The sequence below is a fragment of the Streptomyces sp. NPDC006643 genome, from assembly GCF_042870175.1.
Classification (GTDB): domain Bacteria; phylum Actinomycetota; class Actinomycetes; order Streptomycetales; family Streptomycetaceae; genus Streptomyces.
This window is the reverse complement of sequence record NZ_JBIAHA010000022.1, coordinates 128,463-144,193: the sequence shown is the minus strand read 5'-3', so window position 1 is coordinate 144,193 and position 15,731 is coordinate 128,463. Positions and strand designations below refer to the sequence as shown.

Annotated in this window: 13 protein-coding genes; 5 read left to right on the top strand and 8 right to left on the bottom strand. The window is 72.6% G+C overall.

The annotated features are described in order from the left end of the window. Positions 1-197 precede the first annotated feature (197 nt). Positions 198-1,499, top strand: coding sequence for a M6 family metalloprotease domain-containing protein (locus ACFYNU_RS28245; RefSeq protein WP_356596799.1), 1,302 nt, complete (start codon positions 198-200; stop codon positions 1,497-1,499). Here the strand turns inward: ACFYNU_RS28245 and ACFYNU_RS28240 are convergent. Beyond that, positions 1,486-2,454, bottom strand: coding sequence for a class I adenylate-forming enzyme family protein (locus ACFYNU_RS28240; RefSeq protein WP_356596801.1), 969 nt, complete (start codon positions 2,452-2,454; stop codon positions 1,486-1,488). The genes ACFYNU_RS28245 and ACFYNU_RS28240 overlap by 14 nt on opposite strands. 77 nt (positions 2,455-2,531) lie before the next feature. Between ACFYNU_RS28240 and ACFYNU_RS28235 the strand changes: the two genes are divergently transcribed. Next, positions 2,532-3,143 carry a phosphoribosylanthranilate isomerase gene (locus tag ACFYNU_RS28235; RefSeq protein ID WP_356596803.1) on the top strand — a complete coding sequence of 204 codons (612 nt, stop codon included), beginning with the start codon at positions 2,532-2,534 and terminating at the stop codon, positions 3,141-3,143. Positions 3,144-3,338: 195 nt separating this feature from the next. Continuing rightward, positions 3,339-4,499 carry a phospholipase D-like domain-containing protein gene (locus ACFYNU_RS28230; protein ID WP_356596805.1) on the top strand — a complete coding sequence of 387 codons (1,161 nt, stop codon included), beginning with the start codon at positions 3,339-3,341 and terminating at the stop codon, positions 4,497-4,499. A gap of 153 nt (positions 4,500-4,652) precedes the next feature. Here ACFYNU_RS28230 and ppk2 read toward each other — a convergent pair whose 3' ends face one another. The 7 genes from ppk2 to ACFYNU_RS28195 all read right to left on the bottom strand — a co-directional run bounded on the left by ppk2 (position 4,653) and on the right by ACFYNU_RS28195 (position 13,145). Then, the gene (gene ppk2 / locus ACFYNU_RS28225) at positions 4,653-5,633 is read right to left on the bottom strand and encodes a polyphosphate kinase 2 (protein WP_356596807.1); all 981 of its coding nucleotides are present in this window, start codon (positions 5,631-5,633) and stop codon (positions 4,653-4,655) included. After that, positions 5,620-5,826, bottom strand: coding sequence for a hypothetical protein (locus tag ACFYNU_RS28220; RefSeq protein WP_356596809.1), 207 nt, complete (start codon positions 5,824-5,826; stop codon positions 5,620-5,622). The genes ppk2 and ACFYNU_RS28220 overlap by 14 nt, the downstream gene beginning before the upstream one ends. Positions 5,827-5,890: 64 nt before the next feature. Beyond that, positions 5,891-7,366, bottom strand: coding sequence for a 3-carboxy-cis,cis-muconate cycloisomerase (gene pcaB, locus ACFYNU_RS28215; protein WP_356596811.1), 1,476 nt, complete (start codon positions 7,364-7,366; stop codon positions 5,891-5,893). Positions 7,367-7,404: 38 nt separating this feature from the next. Continuing rightward, entirely contained in the window at positions 7,405-9,360 is a 1,956-nt protein-coding gene (locus ACFYNU_RS28210; protein WP_356596813.1) for an FAD/NAD(P)-binding protein, read from the bottom strand. Positions 9,361-9,417: 57 nt separating this feature from the next. Beyond that, the gene (locus tag ACFYNU_RS28205) at positions 9,418-10,683 is read right to left on the bottom strand and encodes a nucleotide sugar dehydrogenase (protein WP_356596815.1); all 1,266 of its coding nucleotides are present in this window, start codon (positions 10,681-10,683) and stop codon (positions 9,418-9,420) included. Positions 10,684-10,758: 75 nt separating this feature from the next. Continuing rightward, a complete protein-coding gene (locus ACFYNU_RS28200; RefSeq protein WP_356596817.1) occupies positions 10,759-11,943 on the bottom strand; it encodes a DegT/DnrJ/EryC1/StrS family aminotransferase in 1,185 nt (394 codons plus the stop codon). Next, positions 11,940-13,145 (bottom strand): DegT/DnrJ/EryC1/StrS family aminotransferase, encoded by a 1,206-nt coding sequence (locus ACFYNU_RS28195; RefSeq protein ID WP_356596819.1) that lies wholly within the window; start codon positions 13,143-13,145, stop codon positions 11,940-11,942. Before ACFYNU_RS28195 ends, ACFYNU_RS28200 begins: the two co-directional genes overlap by 4 nt. A 292-nt stretch (positions 13,146-13,437) precedes the next feature. Between ACFYNU_RS28195 and ACFYNU_RS28190 the strand changes: the two genes are divergently transcribed. Then, positions 13,438-14,385, top strand: a complete 948-nt coding sequence (locus ACFYNU_RS28190; RefSeq protein ID WP_356596821.1) for a 4-hydroxy-3-methylbut-2-enyl diphosphate reductase — start codon at positions 13,438-13,440, stop codon at positions 14,383-14,385. A gap of 242 nt (positions 14,386-14,627) precedes the next feature. Then, complete coding sequence (locus tag ACFYNU_RS28185; RefSeq protein ID WP_356596823.1) at positions 14,628-15,695, top strand: polyprenyl synthetase family protein; 1,068 nt, start codon at positions 14,628-14,630, stop codon at positions 15,693-15,695. Positions 15,696-15,731: the final 36 nt, after the last annotated feature.

Here is a 15,731-nt window from a genome sequence, read left to right as displayed (position 1 = left end):
GCGTCCCCGGTTTCCTTGACACGGGTGCAAACGGGGAAGCCGTCCCCGGTTATTTCACCGGCCCGTGTGAACTGGGTCACTCCCGAGGAAAACCCCACGATCGGCGCACCCAGCGAGCGCCGACACGCCGCCCGGCGCAGGGTGATCGAACGGAGAGCAGTCAGCACGGACGACTGCCGCTGACCCGGAGGCGGCCGATGAGGCACACCCGTCGGATACGCGGAACCGCAGGTCGCGGCAGCCATGCCAGACCCCGCAGGGTCGGCGCGCTCGCCGCACTCGCCGCACTGACCCTCGCCGCACTCACCACCGCCAGCGCGACGCTCCCGCTGCCCACCCGGGCCTCCGCCGGACCGGTCGCCACCTCGCACGACGCGACGCTCGTCCCGTGCCGTATCGCCACCGCCACCGGCGTCCAGATGTCCGAGGGTGTGCCCACCCCCGCCGGCTACTCCCGCTCGACCGGCACCGTCCGCGCGCTCAACCTGATGGTCGACTTCTCGGACGCGCCCGGCCCCGGCAGCGCCGCCGACCGGCTCGCCGAGTTCTTCCCGCAGACCTCGCAGTGGTTCCGCACCAGCTCCTACGGACGGCTCGACTACCGGCCCGAGGCCCCGCTGAAGGACTGGCTGCGGATGCCGCTGCCGTTCGAGGAGTACGGGATAGAGCGCGGCGCCCCCTACGAACCGGGCTACCGGCGCCTCGTCCAGGACATCGTGACGGCGGCCGACCCCGAGGTGGACTTCCGCAGTTACGACCTGGTCAACATTCTCGTCACCCCCAACGCCGGCCCCTCGGCCCTCGACACCGTCCTGTCCGTGACGTTCTCCGGCAACGGCGAGGCCCCCAGGGCGGACGGCGTCCCGCTGGCCAACACGTCCTTCGTCTACAGCAGACAGGACGACGGCTCGGGGTCGTACTCCCGCACCGGCTACCGGGTCCTGCCGCACGAGAACGGCCATGTCTTCGGCCTCCCCGACCTCTACACGATGGACGGCGGTGGCACGGTCGGGCACTGGGACATCATGTCCGAGGACTGGGGGGCCAACAACGACCTGCTGGGCTGGCACAAGTGGAAGCTGGGCTGGCTCGACAACGCGCAGATCAGCTGCGCGTCGACCCCCGGCGTGAGCGAGCACGACCTCACCCCGCTCGCCGAACAGGGCGGCCACAAGCTCGCGTTCGTGCCGCTCTCCGAGGAGTCCGGTTACGCGGTCGAGGTCCGCACCCGCGCGGGCAACGACGAGGCCGTCTGCAAACCCGGCGTGCTGATCTACCGGGTCGAGTCCGACGTCGACACCGGGCGCGGCCCGGTGACCGTCTCCGACAGCGAGGAGCGCAGCGGCGGGTGTACGCGGCGGCCCAACGTGCACGCGGAGCTGTCGGACGCGCCGTACGGGCCCGGCGAGACATTCCGGGACCGGGACGGCGGCGTCAGCGTCGCGGTGCTCGGCAAGCGCGGGGACGGCGGCTACCGGGTCCGGATCACCCGCTCCTGAACCAGCCGTCCGGCGTGAACGCCTCGGCCGTGGCCCGCTCGTCGCCCCAGTAGGCGTACGGGAGCGACTGACCGCGCAGCCACAGCTCACCGCTCTCGGCCGACACCCGTGACTCCATGGCGGGCGTGGCCCGGGGAGCCGCCGCCGGCTCCCCCGGTCCGTCCACGACCAGCGCGCCGCCCGCCGCCATCGCCCCGTACACCGCGCGCAGCGCGGCGGGACTCGAGAAGGGGCGGGGCAGCGGCAGGACGGGGGCCGGGCCGAGACCGGGCAGCTCACCGCGGTCGAGCGCGTCGGCGGCGGCGCGGAAGCGGGCGTCCATCGCGGCGCCCGCCTGCGCGAGCTGGGTGGCGACGGCGCCGCGCAGGGGCTGTGCCGGTGACGCGTAGACGATGGTGGCGTCGGACTCCGCCCGGATCTCGATGTCGGGCGGGGCCGCGTGCCGGTCGGGGACGGGCAGATCCGCCGACCCTCCGGAGCCCAGGACCACGACGCGCGCCCGCGCGCGCTCCGCCCACCCCGTGACGCGCGGCAGCCGTTCACCGTCCACGAGCAGCAGGCGCGGCGCGCAGTGGTCGAGTACGCGGCCCAGCTCGTCCCCGGTCCAGGCCGCGTCGAGCGGCACGGCGACCAGCCCCGCGAGCTGCGCGGCCCAGAAGGCGGTCTGCCACTCGGGCCGGTCGCCCAGCACGACGGCGGCCCGGTCGCCCGGCCGCAGACCGTACGTGTCCACGAAGAGGTTGGCCAGGGCGGTCGCGGCGGCGAAGAAGTCGCCGTAGTCGAGGAGGTGCGTCCCGTCGTCGCCGACGAGGAAGGGCCGGTCCCCGTACGCCCAGGTCGTCTCCACGAACTCCCGCAGGGTGCGCGGCCCGTCCGCGTACATGAGCGAGCCGTTCTCGGCGCGTACGACCTCGAAGGGCGCCCCGGGGGCGGTCAGGGCGGCGGTGTGCGGCAACGTACGTCTCGCTTTCTTCGTACTCTCAAGTGGAGCCGTGTCGAGCCGGGCCGGATCCATCGAGCGAGGAGCTCCAGTTGCACCACTTGTACGTCAAGGTCTGCGGTCTGCGGAAGCCGGACGAGGTCGAGGCCGCCGTGGCCGGCGGGGCGTCGGCCGTCGGGTTCATCCTGACGACGAGCCCCCGGCGGCTCTCCCCGGCCGACGCCCGCCCGCTGGCCGCGCTGGTGCCGCCCGGCGTCGCGAAGGTGGCGGTCTTCCGCGGCGAGCCGCTGGAGGAGGTGCGCCGGGCGGCGACCGCGGCGGGCGCGGACACGATCCAGCTGCACGGCGGGGAGCCGCCGGAGGCGTTCACCGCGCTGCGCGCGGACGGCTTCCGGCTGATCCGCGCCACGTCGCCGGAGTCGGGCGACCCGCTGACGGCGGGCGCGTACGGCGAGGACATGCTCATCATCGACTCGCCCCGGCCGGGCTCCGGCGAGCGGTGGTCGCCGGAGTCGCTGCCCGAGCAGCCGAAGGGGTCGTGGGTCCTGTCGGGCGGTCTGTCCCCGGACAACGTCGTGGACGCCGTCACGGCGCTGCGGCCGTGGGGCGTCGACGTGTCGAGCGGGGTGGAGAGCGGCCGGGGCGTCAAGGACGTCGGGCTGATCGAGAAGTTCCTGAACACAGCGCGCGGAATGCGTTCCTGAACACAGCGTGGGGGGCCGGGAGACGGGCATCCGGGACTAGGGCGTGACGGACACGCCCCATGAACGGATCCGCCCCGACCCGAAAGAGGTCCCTGCCTTGATCTCCACACGGCTGTTCTCCCCGCCGCCGGTCTCACCGCCCCCGTCCTGCCCGCCGACCCGATCCGTGACGGTCAGATCGGTGGCGGTGACGCGATGACCACCGAGAAGATCCAGCGCATACGACGGCGCCTGGAGCGGCTGATCGGTATCGCCATGACCGAGGGCAACGCGCTCGTCCCGCTGCGGAACGGCGACGAGATCTTCGCGGCCATGCTGGAGAGCATTCGCGGCGCCGAACACACCGTCGACATGATGACGTTCGTCTACTGGCGCGGCGACATCGCCCACGAGTTCGCGCAGGCGCTCAGCGAGCGGGCGCGCGCCGGGGTGCGGGTGCGGCTGCTGCTCGACGGCTTCGGCAGCCGGCTGATAGAGAAGGACCAGCTGGAGGCGATGGAGCGGGCCGGGGTGCGGGTGGCCTGGTTCCGCAAGCCGCTGTACCTCTCGCCCCTGAAGCAGAATCACCGCTGCCACCGCAAGGTCCTCGTCGTGGACGAGACGACCGCGTTCACCGGTGGGGTGGGCATCGCCGAGGAGTGGTGCGGCGACGCGCGGAACGAGCACGAGTGGCGCGACACGCACGTGAAGGTCCAGGGTGCCGCGGTGGACGGGATCGCCGCCGCGTTCACCCAGAACTGGGCGGAGTGCCAGGACGAGATGTTCGACGACGCCGACCGGTTCGCCACACAGGACACGCACGGCGACGCGATCGTGCAGGTGGTGCGCGGGTCGGCCAGCTTCGGCTGGCAGGACATGCAGACCCTGATCCGGGTCATGCTGGAGTCGGCTGAGGAGCGCGTACGGCTGGCGACGGCGTACTTCGCGCCGGACGAGTACTTCGTGGAGCTGCTGTGCGCGGCGTCCCGGCGCGGGGTCTCGGTGGAGATCCTGCTCCCGGGGCCGCACACGGACAAGCGGGTCTGTCTGCTGGCCGGCCAGCGGTACTACGAGGATCTGACGGCGTGCGGCGTGAAGATCTACCAGTACCAGCCGACGATGATGCACGCGAAGATCATCACCGTGGACTCGATCGCCTCGCTGATCGGGTCGACGAACTTCAACCGGCGCTCGATGGACCACGACGAGGAGGTCATGCTCGCCGTGCTGGACACCGACTTCACGGCCACTCTGGACGGGCACTTCGAGAAGGACCTGACGGTGAGCGAGCCGATCGCGCCGGGCCGCTGGAAGCGGCGCTCGCTGGTGCAGCGGGCCCGGGAGGCGTCCGTGGTCCCGATCCGCCGCTACCTCTGAGCCCGCCGCTGCCCCCGACCCCGCCGTTACCCCCGACCCCGCCACTGCCTCCGAACTCGCCGCGCCCGCCGCGCCCGCCGCGCCCGCCGCGCCCCGGACCTCCCGGAGGCGGCTCCCGCTGTTCCCGAGCCGCCCCCGCGGTCGGACGCGCTCTCAGACCGTGTGCTCCGCCGGATGGTCTCCGGGGCCGTGGGTGCGGCCGGCGAGCGGCGTCGGGGACAGATCGGTGCTCTCCTCGCCCGCTTCGAGCAGGGTGTCGGCCGGGCCCACGATGAGCGGGTCGGGCTCGCCGAGGAGCTCCTTGTCCTTCCGGTCGTAGTCCATCCGCCACAGCAGGCTGCGCATGGCCTCCAGCCGGCCCCGCTTCTTGTCGTTGTTCTTGACCACGGTCCAGGGCGCGTACGCGGTGTCCGTGGCCCGGAACATGTCGACCTTCGCGGCGGTGTACGCGTCCCACAGGTCGAGCGACGCGAGGTCGGTCGGCGAGAGCTTCCACTGCCGTACGGGGTCGATCTGGCGGATCGCGAAACGGGTGCGCTGCTCGTCGTGCGAGACCGAGAACCAGAACTTCACCAGCAGGATGCCGTCGTCGGTGATCATCTGCTCGAACTGCGGCGCCTGGCGCAGGAAGTGCTCGTACTCGTCCGGCGTGCAGAAGCCCATCACCCGCTCGACGCCGGCCCGGTTGTACCAGGAGCGGTCGAAGAAGACGATCTCCCCGGCGGCCGGCAGATGCGCCACGTACCGCTGGAAGTACCACTGCCCCGCTTCTCGCTCGGTGGGCTTCTCCAGGGCCACCACGCGGGCGCCACGCGGGTTGAGCCGCTCGGTGAACCGCTGGATGGTGCCGCCCTTGCCCGCGGCGTCCCGGCCCTCGCAGACCACCACGACGCGCTGGCCGGTGTCCTTGACCCAGCGCTGGAGTTTGAGCAGTTCGATCTGGAGGGTGCGCTTCGTCCGCTCGTACTCCTGGCGGCGCATCTTCTTGTCGTAGGGGTAGTTCTGCCGCCATGTCTGCACGGAGCGGCCGGACTTGTCGAGCAGGACGGGCTGTTCGGGGTTCCGGTCGTCGACGGTCAGCCCGTCGAGGAGGACGTCCGGCTCGGCGTCCCGGCCCTTGTCACCCGCCGGCATGGCGGCGCCCTCCCCGGTAGGCGCCGGGGTCGGGGACGGCGGAGCCGTCGAAGTCCGGCTCGTCCTCGATCGGGGGGAGTTCGACGGTGTAGTGCGCCTCCAGGAAGAGGTCGCTGTGCTGCGGACGCGAAACGGTCTCATCTGCGACGGGAAGAGGCGCGGTTCGGACGATACGACGCTGAGAGCTCTGCATCCAAGACCATCCAGGGAAAGGAGTCGTACGGGCGCGCGGCCCATTGCCGGCGACTTGCTCATCCTTACATAGGGCTCGAACCTGACAAGCGAGTTGACCGGCCGGGAGCGGACCGGCCGGTCGGCCGGTCACCCTCGTAGCGGCCCAGCACCCGGTCCACCAACTGGCCCGCCGCCCCCGTGTAGTGCGCCGGGTCCGACAGCTTGCGCAGTTCGCCGGCCGAGCGGCGGCCGGTCAGGGCCGGGGCCTCGGCCAGCACGTCCGCGAGATGGCGGCCGGTGGTCGCCGCCTCGGCGGAGACCTGGGCGAGCAGTGTCTTCGCCTCGGCCCGGCCGAGTTCCACGGAGAGCAGGGCCGCCAGGCGTTCGGAGACGACCAGGCCGCCGGTGAGACCGAGATTGGCCCGCATCCGGTCCTCGTCGACGGTCAGTCCCTCGGTCAGTTCGGCGGCGGTGTGCGCCGCGCCGCCCGCCAGGCGCAGACAGTCGCGCAGCGGCAGCCATTCGGCGTGCCAGGCGCCCGCGGGCCGCTCATCGTCGTGGACCGACACCTGCATGAGGGTGGAGACGAGGGAGGGCACCTGGTACGCGGCGGAGCGGATCAGCGCCGAGAGGGCGGGGTTGCGCTTGTGCGGCATGGCGGAGGACGTGCCCCGGCCCTCGGCGGCCGGTTCCGCGACCTCGCCCGTCTCGGTGCGGGACAACAGTTGGACGTCGGCCGCCAGTGAGCCGAGCGCGCCGGTGAGCAGGGCGAGCGCCGCGCCGAGATCGGCGAGGGGGGTACGGACGGTGTGCCAGGGCACGAGCGGTTCGGCGAGGCCCAGCTCGGCGGCGAGCGCGGCGGGCAGCTCCCGGATGTAGCGCCGGCCCTCGTCGTCGGCGGCGTCCGGCACATGCAGGAGCGCGTACTCCAGATAACCCGCCATCGTGCCCGCCGCGCCGCCGAGTTGGACCGGCAGGCCCTCGCCGCGCACCCGGCGCAGCCGGTCGCGTGCGTCGAGTACGCCCTGGAGCCAGCCGGCCGCCTTGAGCCCGAAGGTGGTCGGGACGGCGTGCTGGCCGAGGGTGCGGGCGGCCATGGGGGTGTCGCGGTGCCGGGCGGCGAGGCGGGCCAGCGCGCCGGCGGTGCGGTCCAGGTCGGCCAGGATCAGGTCCAGGGTGCGGGCGGCGACGAGCATGAGGCCGCTGTCGAGGATGTCCTGGCTGGTGGAGCCCTGGTGGACGCTGTGCGCGGCGTCGGCGTCCTCGGCGGCGACCAGTGCGGTGAGCCGTCGTACGAGGGGGACGACCGGGTTGGCGGCGCCGCGCGCCTGGACCGCCAGTTCGGCCAGGTCGAAGTGGCCGGCGCGGGCGGCCCGGCCGATGGCGCGGGCGGCGGACTCGGGTACGGCGCCGAGCCTGGCCTGGACCCGGGCCAGGGCCGCCTCGGTGTCGAGCATGGCCTGGAGGCAGGCGGCGTCGGTGGTGGCGGCCTCGGCCGGGGTGCCGGCCCGGACCGGGGAGAACAGCCCTGTGTCGGCGGCGGGCTGAGTGCTCGTCATATCTGATTCCTCGTCAGCTCGGGCTCACGGAAGGGCCGTTAGGTGGTGCGGGACTTCTGGTGGTCCGTGACCGGGGGCCGCGGCGGGCCCGTCGGCAGGGCCAGGACCGCCAGCGCGATGGCGTCGGAGTCCCCCAGTGTCACCGAGTTGACGCCGGGGCGGACCCCGGCGGCGGTCGCCCAGTGCACGGCTTCCGTCGGCACGCCGTACGCGAAGCGCCGGGGATGGGCGCGGCCCTCGATGTCCACGAGCCGGTACGGCCGGGGGGTGACGGCGAGGCCACCGGTCTCGTACGCGCCGAGGCGCGGGTCGGCTATCGCGTACGGGCGGCACTGCCCGGTGGCCAGCAGGTCCGTCAGCAGCGGGTCGGTCGTCCGACGCAGGTCGGGCTCGGGCAGCCGGGCCTCGACGAGGGTGGTGACGCGCGTCAGCGAGCCGGGCACGGCGGGCGCCTCGACGGTGAAGGCGCCGTCGGAGGGGTCGGTGCCGACGCGCATGCCGGGGCCGAGGACGGTGAGCACCCCGGCCTCGATGAGCGCGATCATCTGCTCGATCCGTATCGCGGGCGGGCCGATGGACAGGAAGGCGTTGAGCGGGGTGTACCAGCGCTCCAGGTCGTCGCGGTGGGAGCCGCCGGTGAGTCCGCCGTGGTCGACCACCAGCCGGATCTCGTTACGGAGGTCCCGCAGCACGTCGAGCGCGGCCTTGAGGGGACCGTCGACATTGCCGGCGGCGGATTCGGCGAGGTCCCGGCGCAGGATGCCGAGCAGCCAGTCCCGGTGGTCGGCCGGGCCCCGGAAGCCCTGGTCGGCGTGGGGCGTGGAGAGGTACTTCCAGTCCCAGTGGTCGTCGGGGCCGATGCCGTACGCGTCGAGCAGGTCGGACTCCTCGGCCGACCCCCAGGCCGGTCGCAGATACCGGGCGGCGAACCGGTCCGCCTCGGGCCCGCCCACGCGCCGGGCGAGCAGCGCCGTGTAGTAGACGGTCTCGACCTCCTTGGCGATGAGCGGCCACAGGTCGCGGCCGAAGTCGAGGCCGCCGCCGAGCCGGGCGGCGGTGCGCAGCCGGTCCAGTTCGGCCGGGGTGAGGACCTGGGGGATGTGCCGGCCGTGCGCGCCCTTCTGGTTGCGGCCTCGTGAGTGGTACGGGATGCCGCGCCGGGAGGCCGCGTACAGGCGCGGTTCGCGTCCCGAGGGGCCGTACACGAGCCGGTCGCCCTCGCGTGTGTAGGTGCCGCCCCGGCCGAGGGTGAAGAGCGTCAGATGGTCGAAGAAGTTCAGCCCGAGTCCGCGCAGGGCGACGGCCTCGCCGGGCCGGACGGCGGACAGGTCGGTGTCGGCGGGGTTGGCGGGCGGGACGTAGGTCAGGGCGTGGGCCCGTGCGAAGTCGGCGAGTTCGCGCTCGCCGGGGCCGCCGGTGACCGGGAGGTGGCCCTGGGCGAGGACGACCGCGTCGAGTCCACCGAGCCGGGTGCCGTCGGCGAGCAGCACCCCCTGCGGCCCGTCCGGGTCCCCCTCCAGCCGGACGGCCCGGGTCGGGTGGACGACGACGCGCACATGCGCGGGCGCGGTGCGCACGACGTGCCGGAAGACCCACTCCAGGTAGTGGCCGTAGAACGCGCGGGTCGGGTAGGAGTCCGGGGTGAGGTCGCGGGCCTCGGCGCGGACCTGGTCGTCGTACGCCTCCTCCGGCTCGTCGCCGAGCCGGGCCGCCCAGTCGTACAGGCTGGGGCCGGGGGCGAGTTCGCCCTCGATCTCGACGCTCTCGTCGGTGAACAGCGTGACCTGCGAGGCGACGGTGTTCATCAGCAGATGGTGGGACTGGTCGGTGCGCCACACGCCGCCGGCGCCGGGGCGGTGGGGGTCCACGATGTGCAGCACGAGGGTGGACCCGGGCGCCGGACGGCGGCGGGCGTTGACGCAGAGCCGTTCCAGGACCGAGAGGCCACGGGGTCCGCCGCCGACGACGCAGACCTCCAGCTGTCCGTCACTCACGTAAGTCTCCGTCTCCGTCGCTGTCTCCGTCTCCCGCCGGACATCTCCTGGGGCCCGTCAGAGCACTTCGACGGTGGGGCCGGTCTCCAGCCGGTGCCGGCAGTCCAGGACGAAGTCCGAGGCGCGGGGGATGAGTTCGTAGTCGAAGGAGTCGTGGTCGGTCAGCAGCACCACCGCGTCGGCCGCCGCCAGTTCCTCCTCGGAGAAGTCGCAGCGGGTCAGCTTGCTGTCCACGGTCACCGCCTCGACCACGTACGGGTCGGCGGCGCGCACGTCGGCGCCGAGTCCCAGCAGCAGCTCCGCCACGCGCAGCGCGGGCGACTCGCGCGCGTCGCCGGTGTTCGGCTTGTACGCGAGGCCGAGCAGCAGCACGCGGGAGCCGGCGAGCGGCCTGCGGCGGGCGTTGAAGGCGAGCAGCAGCCGCTGGACGACATGGTCGGGCATGTGTCCGTTGATGTGGTTGGCGAGTTCGACGAACTCGAAGCGGCGGCCAAGCGTGCGCCGGACCCGCCAGGACAGATACTCCGGGTCGACGGGCAGACAGTGCCCGCCGACGCCGGGTCCGGGGGTGAAGCGCATGAAGCCGAAGGGTTTGGACGCGGCGGCGTCCAGCGCCTCCCAGACGTCGACGCCGAGTTCGTGCGCGTACATCGCCATCTCGTTGACCAGGGCGATGTTGACATGCCTGAAGGTGTTCTCGATCAGCTTGGACAGCTCGGCGACCTCGGTGGTGCGCACGGGCACGGTGGTGCTGGTGATGGTGTCGTAGAAGGCCTGTACGGCGGTGAGCGACGCCGGGTCGATGCCGGACACCACCTTGGGCGTGTTCTCCAGGCGCCAGGTGGGGTTGCCGGGGTCGATGCGTTCAGGGCTGTAGCCGAGGTGGAAGTCGTCGCCCGCGGTCAGGCCCGAGCCCTCCTCCAGGAGCGGGACGAGCAGTTCGACGGTGGTGCCGGGGTACGTGGTGGACTCCAGCACCACGGTCGCGCCGGGGCGCAGCCGGCCGGCGAGGGTGTGGGCGGCCGACTCGATGTACGAGAGGTCGGGGGCGCCGTCGCGCAGCGGGGTGGGCACGGTGACGACGGCGATGTCGAAGCCGTCGAGGTCGGCCGGGTCGGTGCTGGGGAGGTAGGTGCCCTGGTCGAGCAGGACGGCGAGCTGTGCGTCGGGGATGTCCTCGACGTAGGACTCACCGCTGATGAGGCGCTTCACGCGGTCGGTGTCCACGTCGTAGCCGACCACTTGGTGGCCGGCCAGCGCGGCCCGGACTGCCAGCGGCAGGCCCACGTACCCCTGCCCGACAACGACGACCTTGCTTTTCACGGTTGCTCCCGTCGGAGGAAGTGGGTCAGTTGGTCAGAGGGGGGTCCGGACAGGGCCTGGGGGCCGTTGCCCCGGTCAGTCGAAGAAGGCGCAGACGGCGTCGGCCGTCCGCTCGACCTGACTGTCCGTCAGATTCAGATTCAGCGGCAGCGCGAGATGCCGCGCGCTCGCCAGCTCGGCGCCGGGGCGCCGCCCGTCCGCGCCCTGTCCCGCGTACGCCGCGAAGGCGGCCAGCCGGGGCAGCGGCACCGGGTAGTAGACGCGGCTGCCGATACCGTGCGCGGCGAGGTGCGTGGCGAGCGCGTCCCGGCAGATGGTCTGGACGGCGTAGACGTAGTGGCACTGGCCGTCGGCGCCCGTGGTGGGGGCGAGCAGACCGCGCCCGCGCAGCGCGGCGAAGCGCGCGTTGTAGTGCTCGGCGACGGCGGCGCGGCGGGCGACCATGGCGTCGGCGCGCTCCAGCCGGCCGAGCTGGAAGCCGGCCATGACCTCGTCGAAGCGGCTGTTGAAGCCGACTTCGTGGTGCACGAAGCGCTGCACACCGTCCTGGCCGTGGTTGCGCAACCGCCGCACCAGTGTGGCGAGTTCGGCGCTGTCGGAGAGGACGACCGCGCCCTCGCCCGGCATCCCGAACGGCTTGACCGGGAAGAACGAGTAGAGCCCGACGTCCCCCCACGTACCGGCCGCCCGGCCGTCCAGCATCGCGCCCTGGCCCACCGCCGCGTCCTCGACGACCGCGATCCCCCGGCGCCGTGCGAAGGACAGGATCGCGGGCATGTCGGCCATCGTCGTGAAGGTGTGGGCGGGGACGACGGCGCGGGTGCGGCCGGTCACCCGGCTCTCCGCGTCGACCGGGTCCAGGACCATCGTCACCGGGTCGACATCGGCGAAGACCGGCACCGCGCCGACGCCGAGCACCGTCGCGGCCAGCGGTTCGGCGCCGAAGGCGGGCACGATCACCTCGTCGCCGGGGACGACCCCGACGGCGCGCAGGGCGAGGGTGAGGGCGCCGGTCCCACTGGCGCAGGCGACGACGTCGCCCGCGCCCGTACGGTCGGCCAGCCGGCGCTCCAGTTCGGCGGTGCGGCGGCCCAGGATGAACTTCTGCTCGGGATCGGTACCGACCTCGTACAGCACCTCGCGCAGCAGCTCCCGCTCGGTGTCGGGGAGCCGGGTGTGCGCGTAGGGGACGACGTCGGAGGCCGCGACGGGGGCGGGAGGCGCGGTCCGGGCCTGGGCGGGCGATGTCTCGGTGGTCATGACGTACTCCCGGTGAAGAAGGAGCGGACGGCGTCGCACACCCGGCCGAGCTGCGCGAGCGTCAGCTCGGGGTAGAGCGGCAGCGCGACGGTGCGATGGCTCGCCGCCTCGGCGTGCGGGAAGTCGCCTTCCTGGTGGCCGAGATGGGCGAAGCAGGGCTGGAGGTGCAGCGGCAGCGGGTAGTACGTCTCGGTGCCGATGCCCGCGGCGGCGAGGTGCGAGACGAGGGCGTCGCGCCGGTCGGTCTCGATCAGATAGACGTAGAAAACGGGATCCACCGGCTCGCCGCGCTCCACGACCGTCGGCAGCCGGCGGACGCCGGGGATGCCGCGCAGCCGGCGGCTGTAGGCGTCGGCCAGCACCGCGCGGCGGCGGATGTCGTCGTCCAGCGTGGTGAGCTTGGTGAGCAGCGCGGCGGCCTGGAGTTCGTCCATCTTGCTGTTGGTGCCGGGCAGTTCGCCCTGCCGGGCGTACTCGGCGCGGGCCGTCGGGGCCGGCGGCGCGGCGGCGGGCGTCAGGGCCGGGCGGCCGTGGTCGCGCAGCCGCTGCACGGCCGCGGCGAGCGCGTCGTCGTCGGTCAGCACCATGCCCGCGTCGCCGAGCGCGCCCAGCGTCTTGGTGGGGAAGAACGACAGCACGCCGCCCGCCCCGATCAGTCCGGTGTGCCGGCCGTTCAGCCGCATCCCGATGCCCTCGGCGCTGTCCTCCAGGACGAGCAGCCCGTGGCGTTCGGCCACCGCCAGCACCGAGGTCATGTCGGCGGGCTGGCAGAACAGATGCACCGGCATGACGGCCTTGGTGCGCGGCGTCACCGCCGCCTCCAGCGCGGCCGGGTCGAGGTTGTAGGTGAGCGGGTCGACGTCCACGAAGACCGGGACCGCCCCGACGAGCGCCACCGAACTGGCCGACGCGAAGAAGCTGAAGGCCGGCACGATCACCTCGTCGCCGGGTCCGACCCCCGCCGCCCGCAGCAGCAGGACGAGCGCGTCGGTGCCGTTGCCGACGGCGATGGCGTGCCGGGCACCGGTGTAGGCGCGCAGGGCGGCTTCCAGCTCGGCGGTCCTGGGCCCGTTCGAATACGTCCCCGATTCGCAGACCTCGTCGAGATAGGCGCTCAGCCGGGGCCACAGCCGCTCGAAGGATTCCGCCTGCGTGAAGAACGGGACGGTGCTCGCCGGAACAGGCATCGCCTTGCTGTTCATTTCACTCCACTCGTCTCGGCGGTCAATCGGATCGGCGGATCTCAGGCGGATCGCACGGTGCGTCTCACGATGGATCTCAGTCGTTCGAACGTAGACGGACCGCCGACACACCTTCGATAGCAATCACCCGGCAATCCATTGGCAATTGCCGAGGGCGGCCCAGGCAAGCGCGTGCAGAACTCTGCCTATTACCTGCGTCGTTACTTATTGCCGGTCCGAAAAACCTTGACTTGCCTCTTCGTTGTGACCGACGGTGAAGCCCAATTCCACGGACCGACAGGAGTTTCCAGTCGTGACCGACAAGAAAGTGATCCTCGCCGAGCCACGCGGATTCTGTGCGGGGGTACGCCGGGCGATAGAAATCGTCGAGAAGGCATTGGAGGTCCATGGCGCTCCCGTCTATGTGCGAAAAGAAATCGTGCACAACCACTACGTGGTGGGAGTGCTGAAGCGGCGCGGCGCGGTCTTCGTGGACTCGGAGGCGGACGTACCGCCCGGCGCGGTCTGTGTGTTCTCCGCGCACGGCGTGTCCCCGGAGGTCCGCGAGAACGCGACCGCCCGCCGGCTCGACACCATCGACGCGACGTGCCCGCTGGTGTCGAAGGTCCACCAGGAGGCCCGGCGCTACGCCCGTGACGGCCGCACCCTGCTGCTGGTGGGCCACGCCGACCACGAGGAGGTCGAGGGCACGTACGGCGAGGCCCCGGACCGCACGGTGATCGTGGAGAGCGTCGAGGACGCGCACGCGCTCGACCTGCCGCGCGACACCCCGGTCGCGGTCCTGACCCAGACCACCCTCTCGATGGACGAGACCGCCGGCATCGTGGGCGCGCTGCACGAGCGCTTCGACGATCTGCGGAGCCCGGCCGACGGGGACATCTGCTACGCGAGCACCAACCGGCAGGTCGCGGTGAAGGAGATCGCCGCGCGCAGCGATCTCGTACTGGTCGTCGGTTCGCGCAACTCCAGCAACTCGGTACGGATGGTGGAGGTGGCCCTCCTGGAAGGGACCGCCGCCTATCTGGTGCCGGACGTCACGGAGTTGGACCCGGGCTGGCTGGAGGGGGTGCGGACGATCGGGGTCAGCGCCGGTGCCAGCGCGCCCGAGCTGCTGGTGGACCAACTGCTGGAGCGGCTGGACGAGTTGGGCTACCACGACGTGGAGCTGTCCGTCACCACCAAGGAGGACATCGTCTTCCAGCTGCCGTCGGGCCTCGCGCAGGCGCGGCCGTCCGCCTGACGGGGACCCGGGGATCGGGGGTCGGGGGCGTCCGCCCGGCCCGGGGGCGCGTCCGCCGACGGGTCCGTACGACGGCGGGAGCGGCCCGGGGCTACGCCGCCTGAAGCCGTACGCCGCCCGGAACCCCGGCCGGTCGGGCCCTGCGCCTGACAGGAACCGTACGCCGCTCGGAGCCGTAAACGCCCTTGCGCCTGTGCCGCCCGCCCCACGGACCAGATCGCCGACACGACAGGAGAAACGCCATGACCGTCTCACCGCCCGCACCGGCCGTCGGGCACCTCGGGGGCCTCGCCGCACAGTCCCGCGCGGCCGTCCTGGACCGTACCGAGAAACGGCTCGACGCCATGCTCGACGCGGAGCACTCCCGCTGGGCGGCGGTCGACGCGCGCGCCGCCGTCCCCGTCGACGCCGTCGGTGAACTGATCCGCGCGGGCGGCAAGCGGCTGCGCCCCGCGTTCTGCGCGGCCGGATTCCTCGCGGCGGGCGGTGAGTTGTCCGACTCGCGCATCGTCGACGCGGCGGCGGCCATCGAGATGCTGCACGCGTTCGCGCTGATCCACGACGACGTCCTGGACGACTCCGTCCTGCGCCGCGGCAAGCCCACCGTCCACGCCCGGCACATCGAGCAGCACCGGGAGCGCGGCTGGCAGGGCGACGCGCGCAGGTACGGCGAGGGGATCGCCGTGCTGGCGGGCGATCTGGCGTTCTCGTACGCGGGTCAGCTCATCCAGGACCTGCCCGCCGAGGCCCGGCTGGTCTGGGGCCGGCTCGTCAGCGAGATGATCATCGGCCAGCATCTGGACGTCACGGTCGCCGCCGAATCCCTCGCGGACCCGAAGCTGGCCCGGTACATCGCCAAGGCCAAGTCCGGCCACTACACCATCCACCGCCCGCTGGAACTCGGCGCGGCCATCGCCGGCGACTCCACGGCGGCAGCCGCGTTCGAGGCGTACGGCACGGCGGTGGGCGAGGCGTTCCAGCTGCGGGACGACCTCATCGACACCTACGGGGACACCGACGCCGTCGGCAAGCCGGTCGGACTCGACGCCGAGCAGCACAAGATGACGCTCCTGGTGAGCCTCGCCGCGCTGCGCGACGCCCGCGTCGGCGAGCTGGTCCGGGCCGCCGAGTGGGACGGCGCGGCCCTGGCGGAGGCGCTGAACAGCAACGGCGTGCGCGCCGAGGTCGAGCACCGTATCGACGAGCTGGTGGACCAGGCGCACCACGCGCTGTCGGCGGCCCCCATCAGCGAGGAGTGGAAGCGCGAACTCACCTCCATGGCCACCTCCGTGGCCTACCGCGACCACTGACCGGACAGCCCGTCCGTCCCCTCTCGCCAGTCGCCA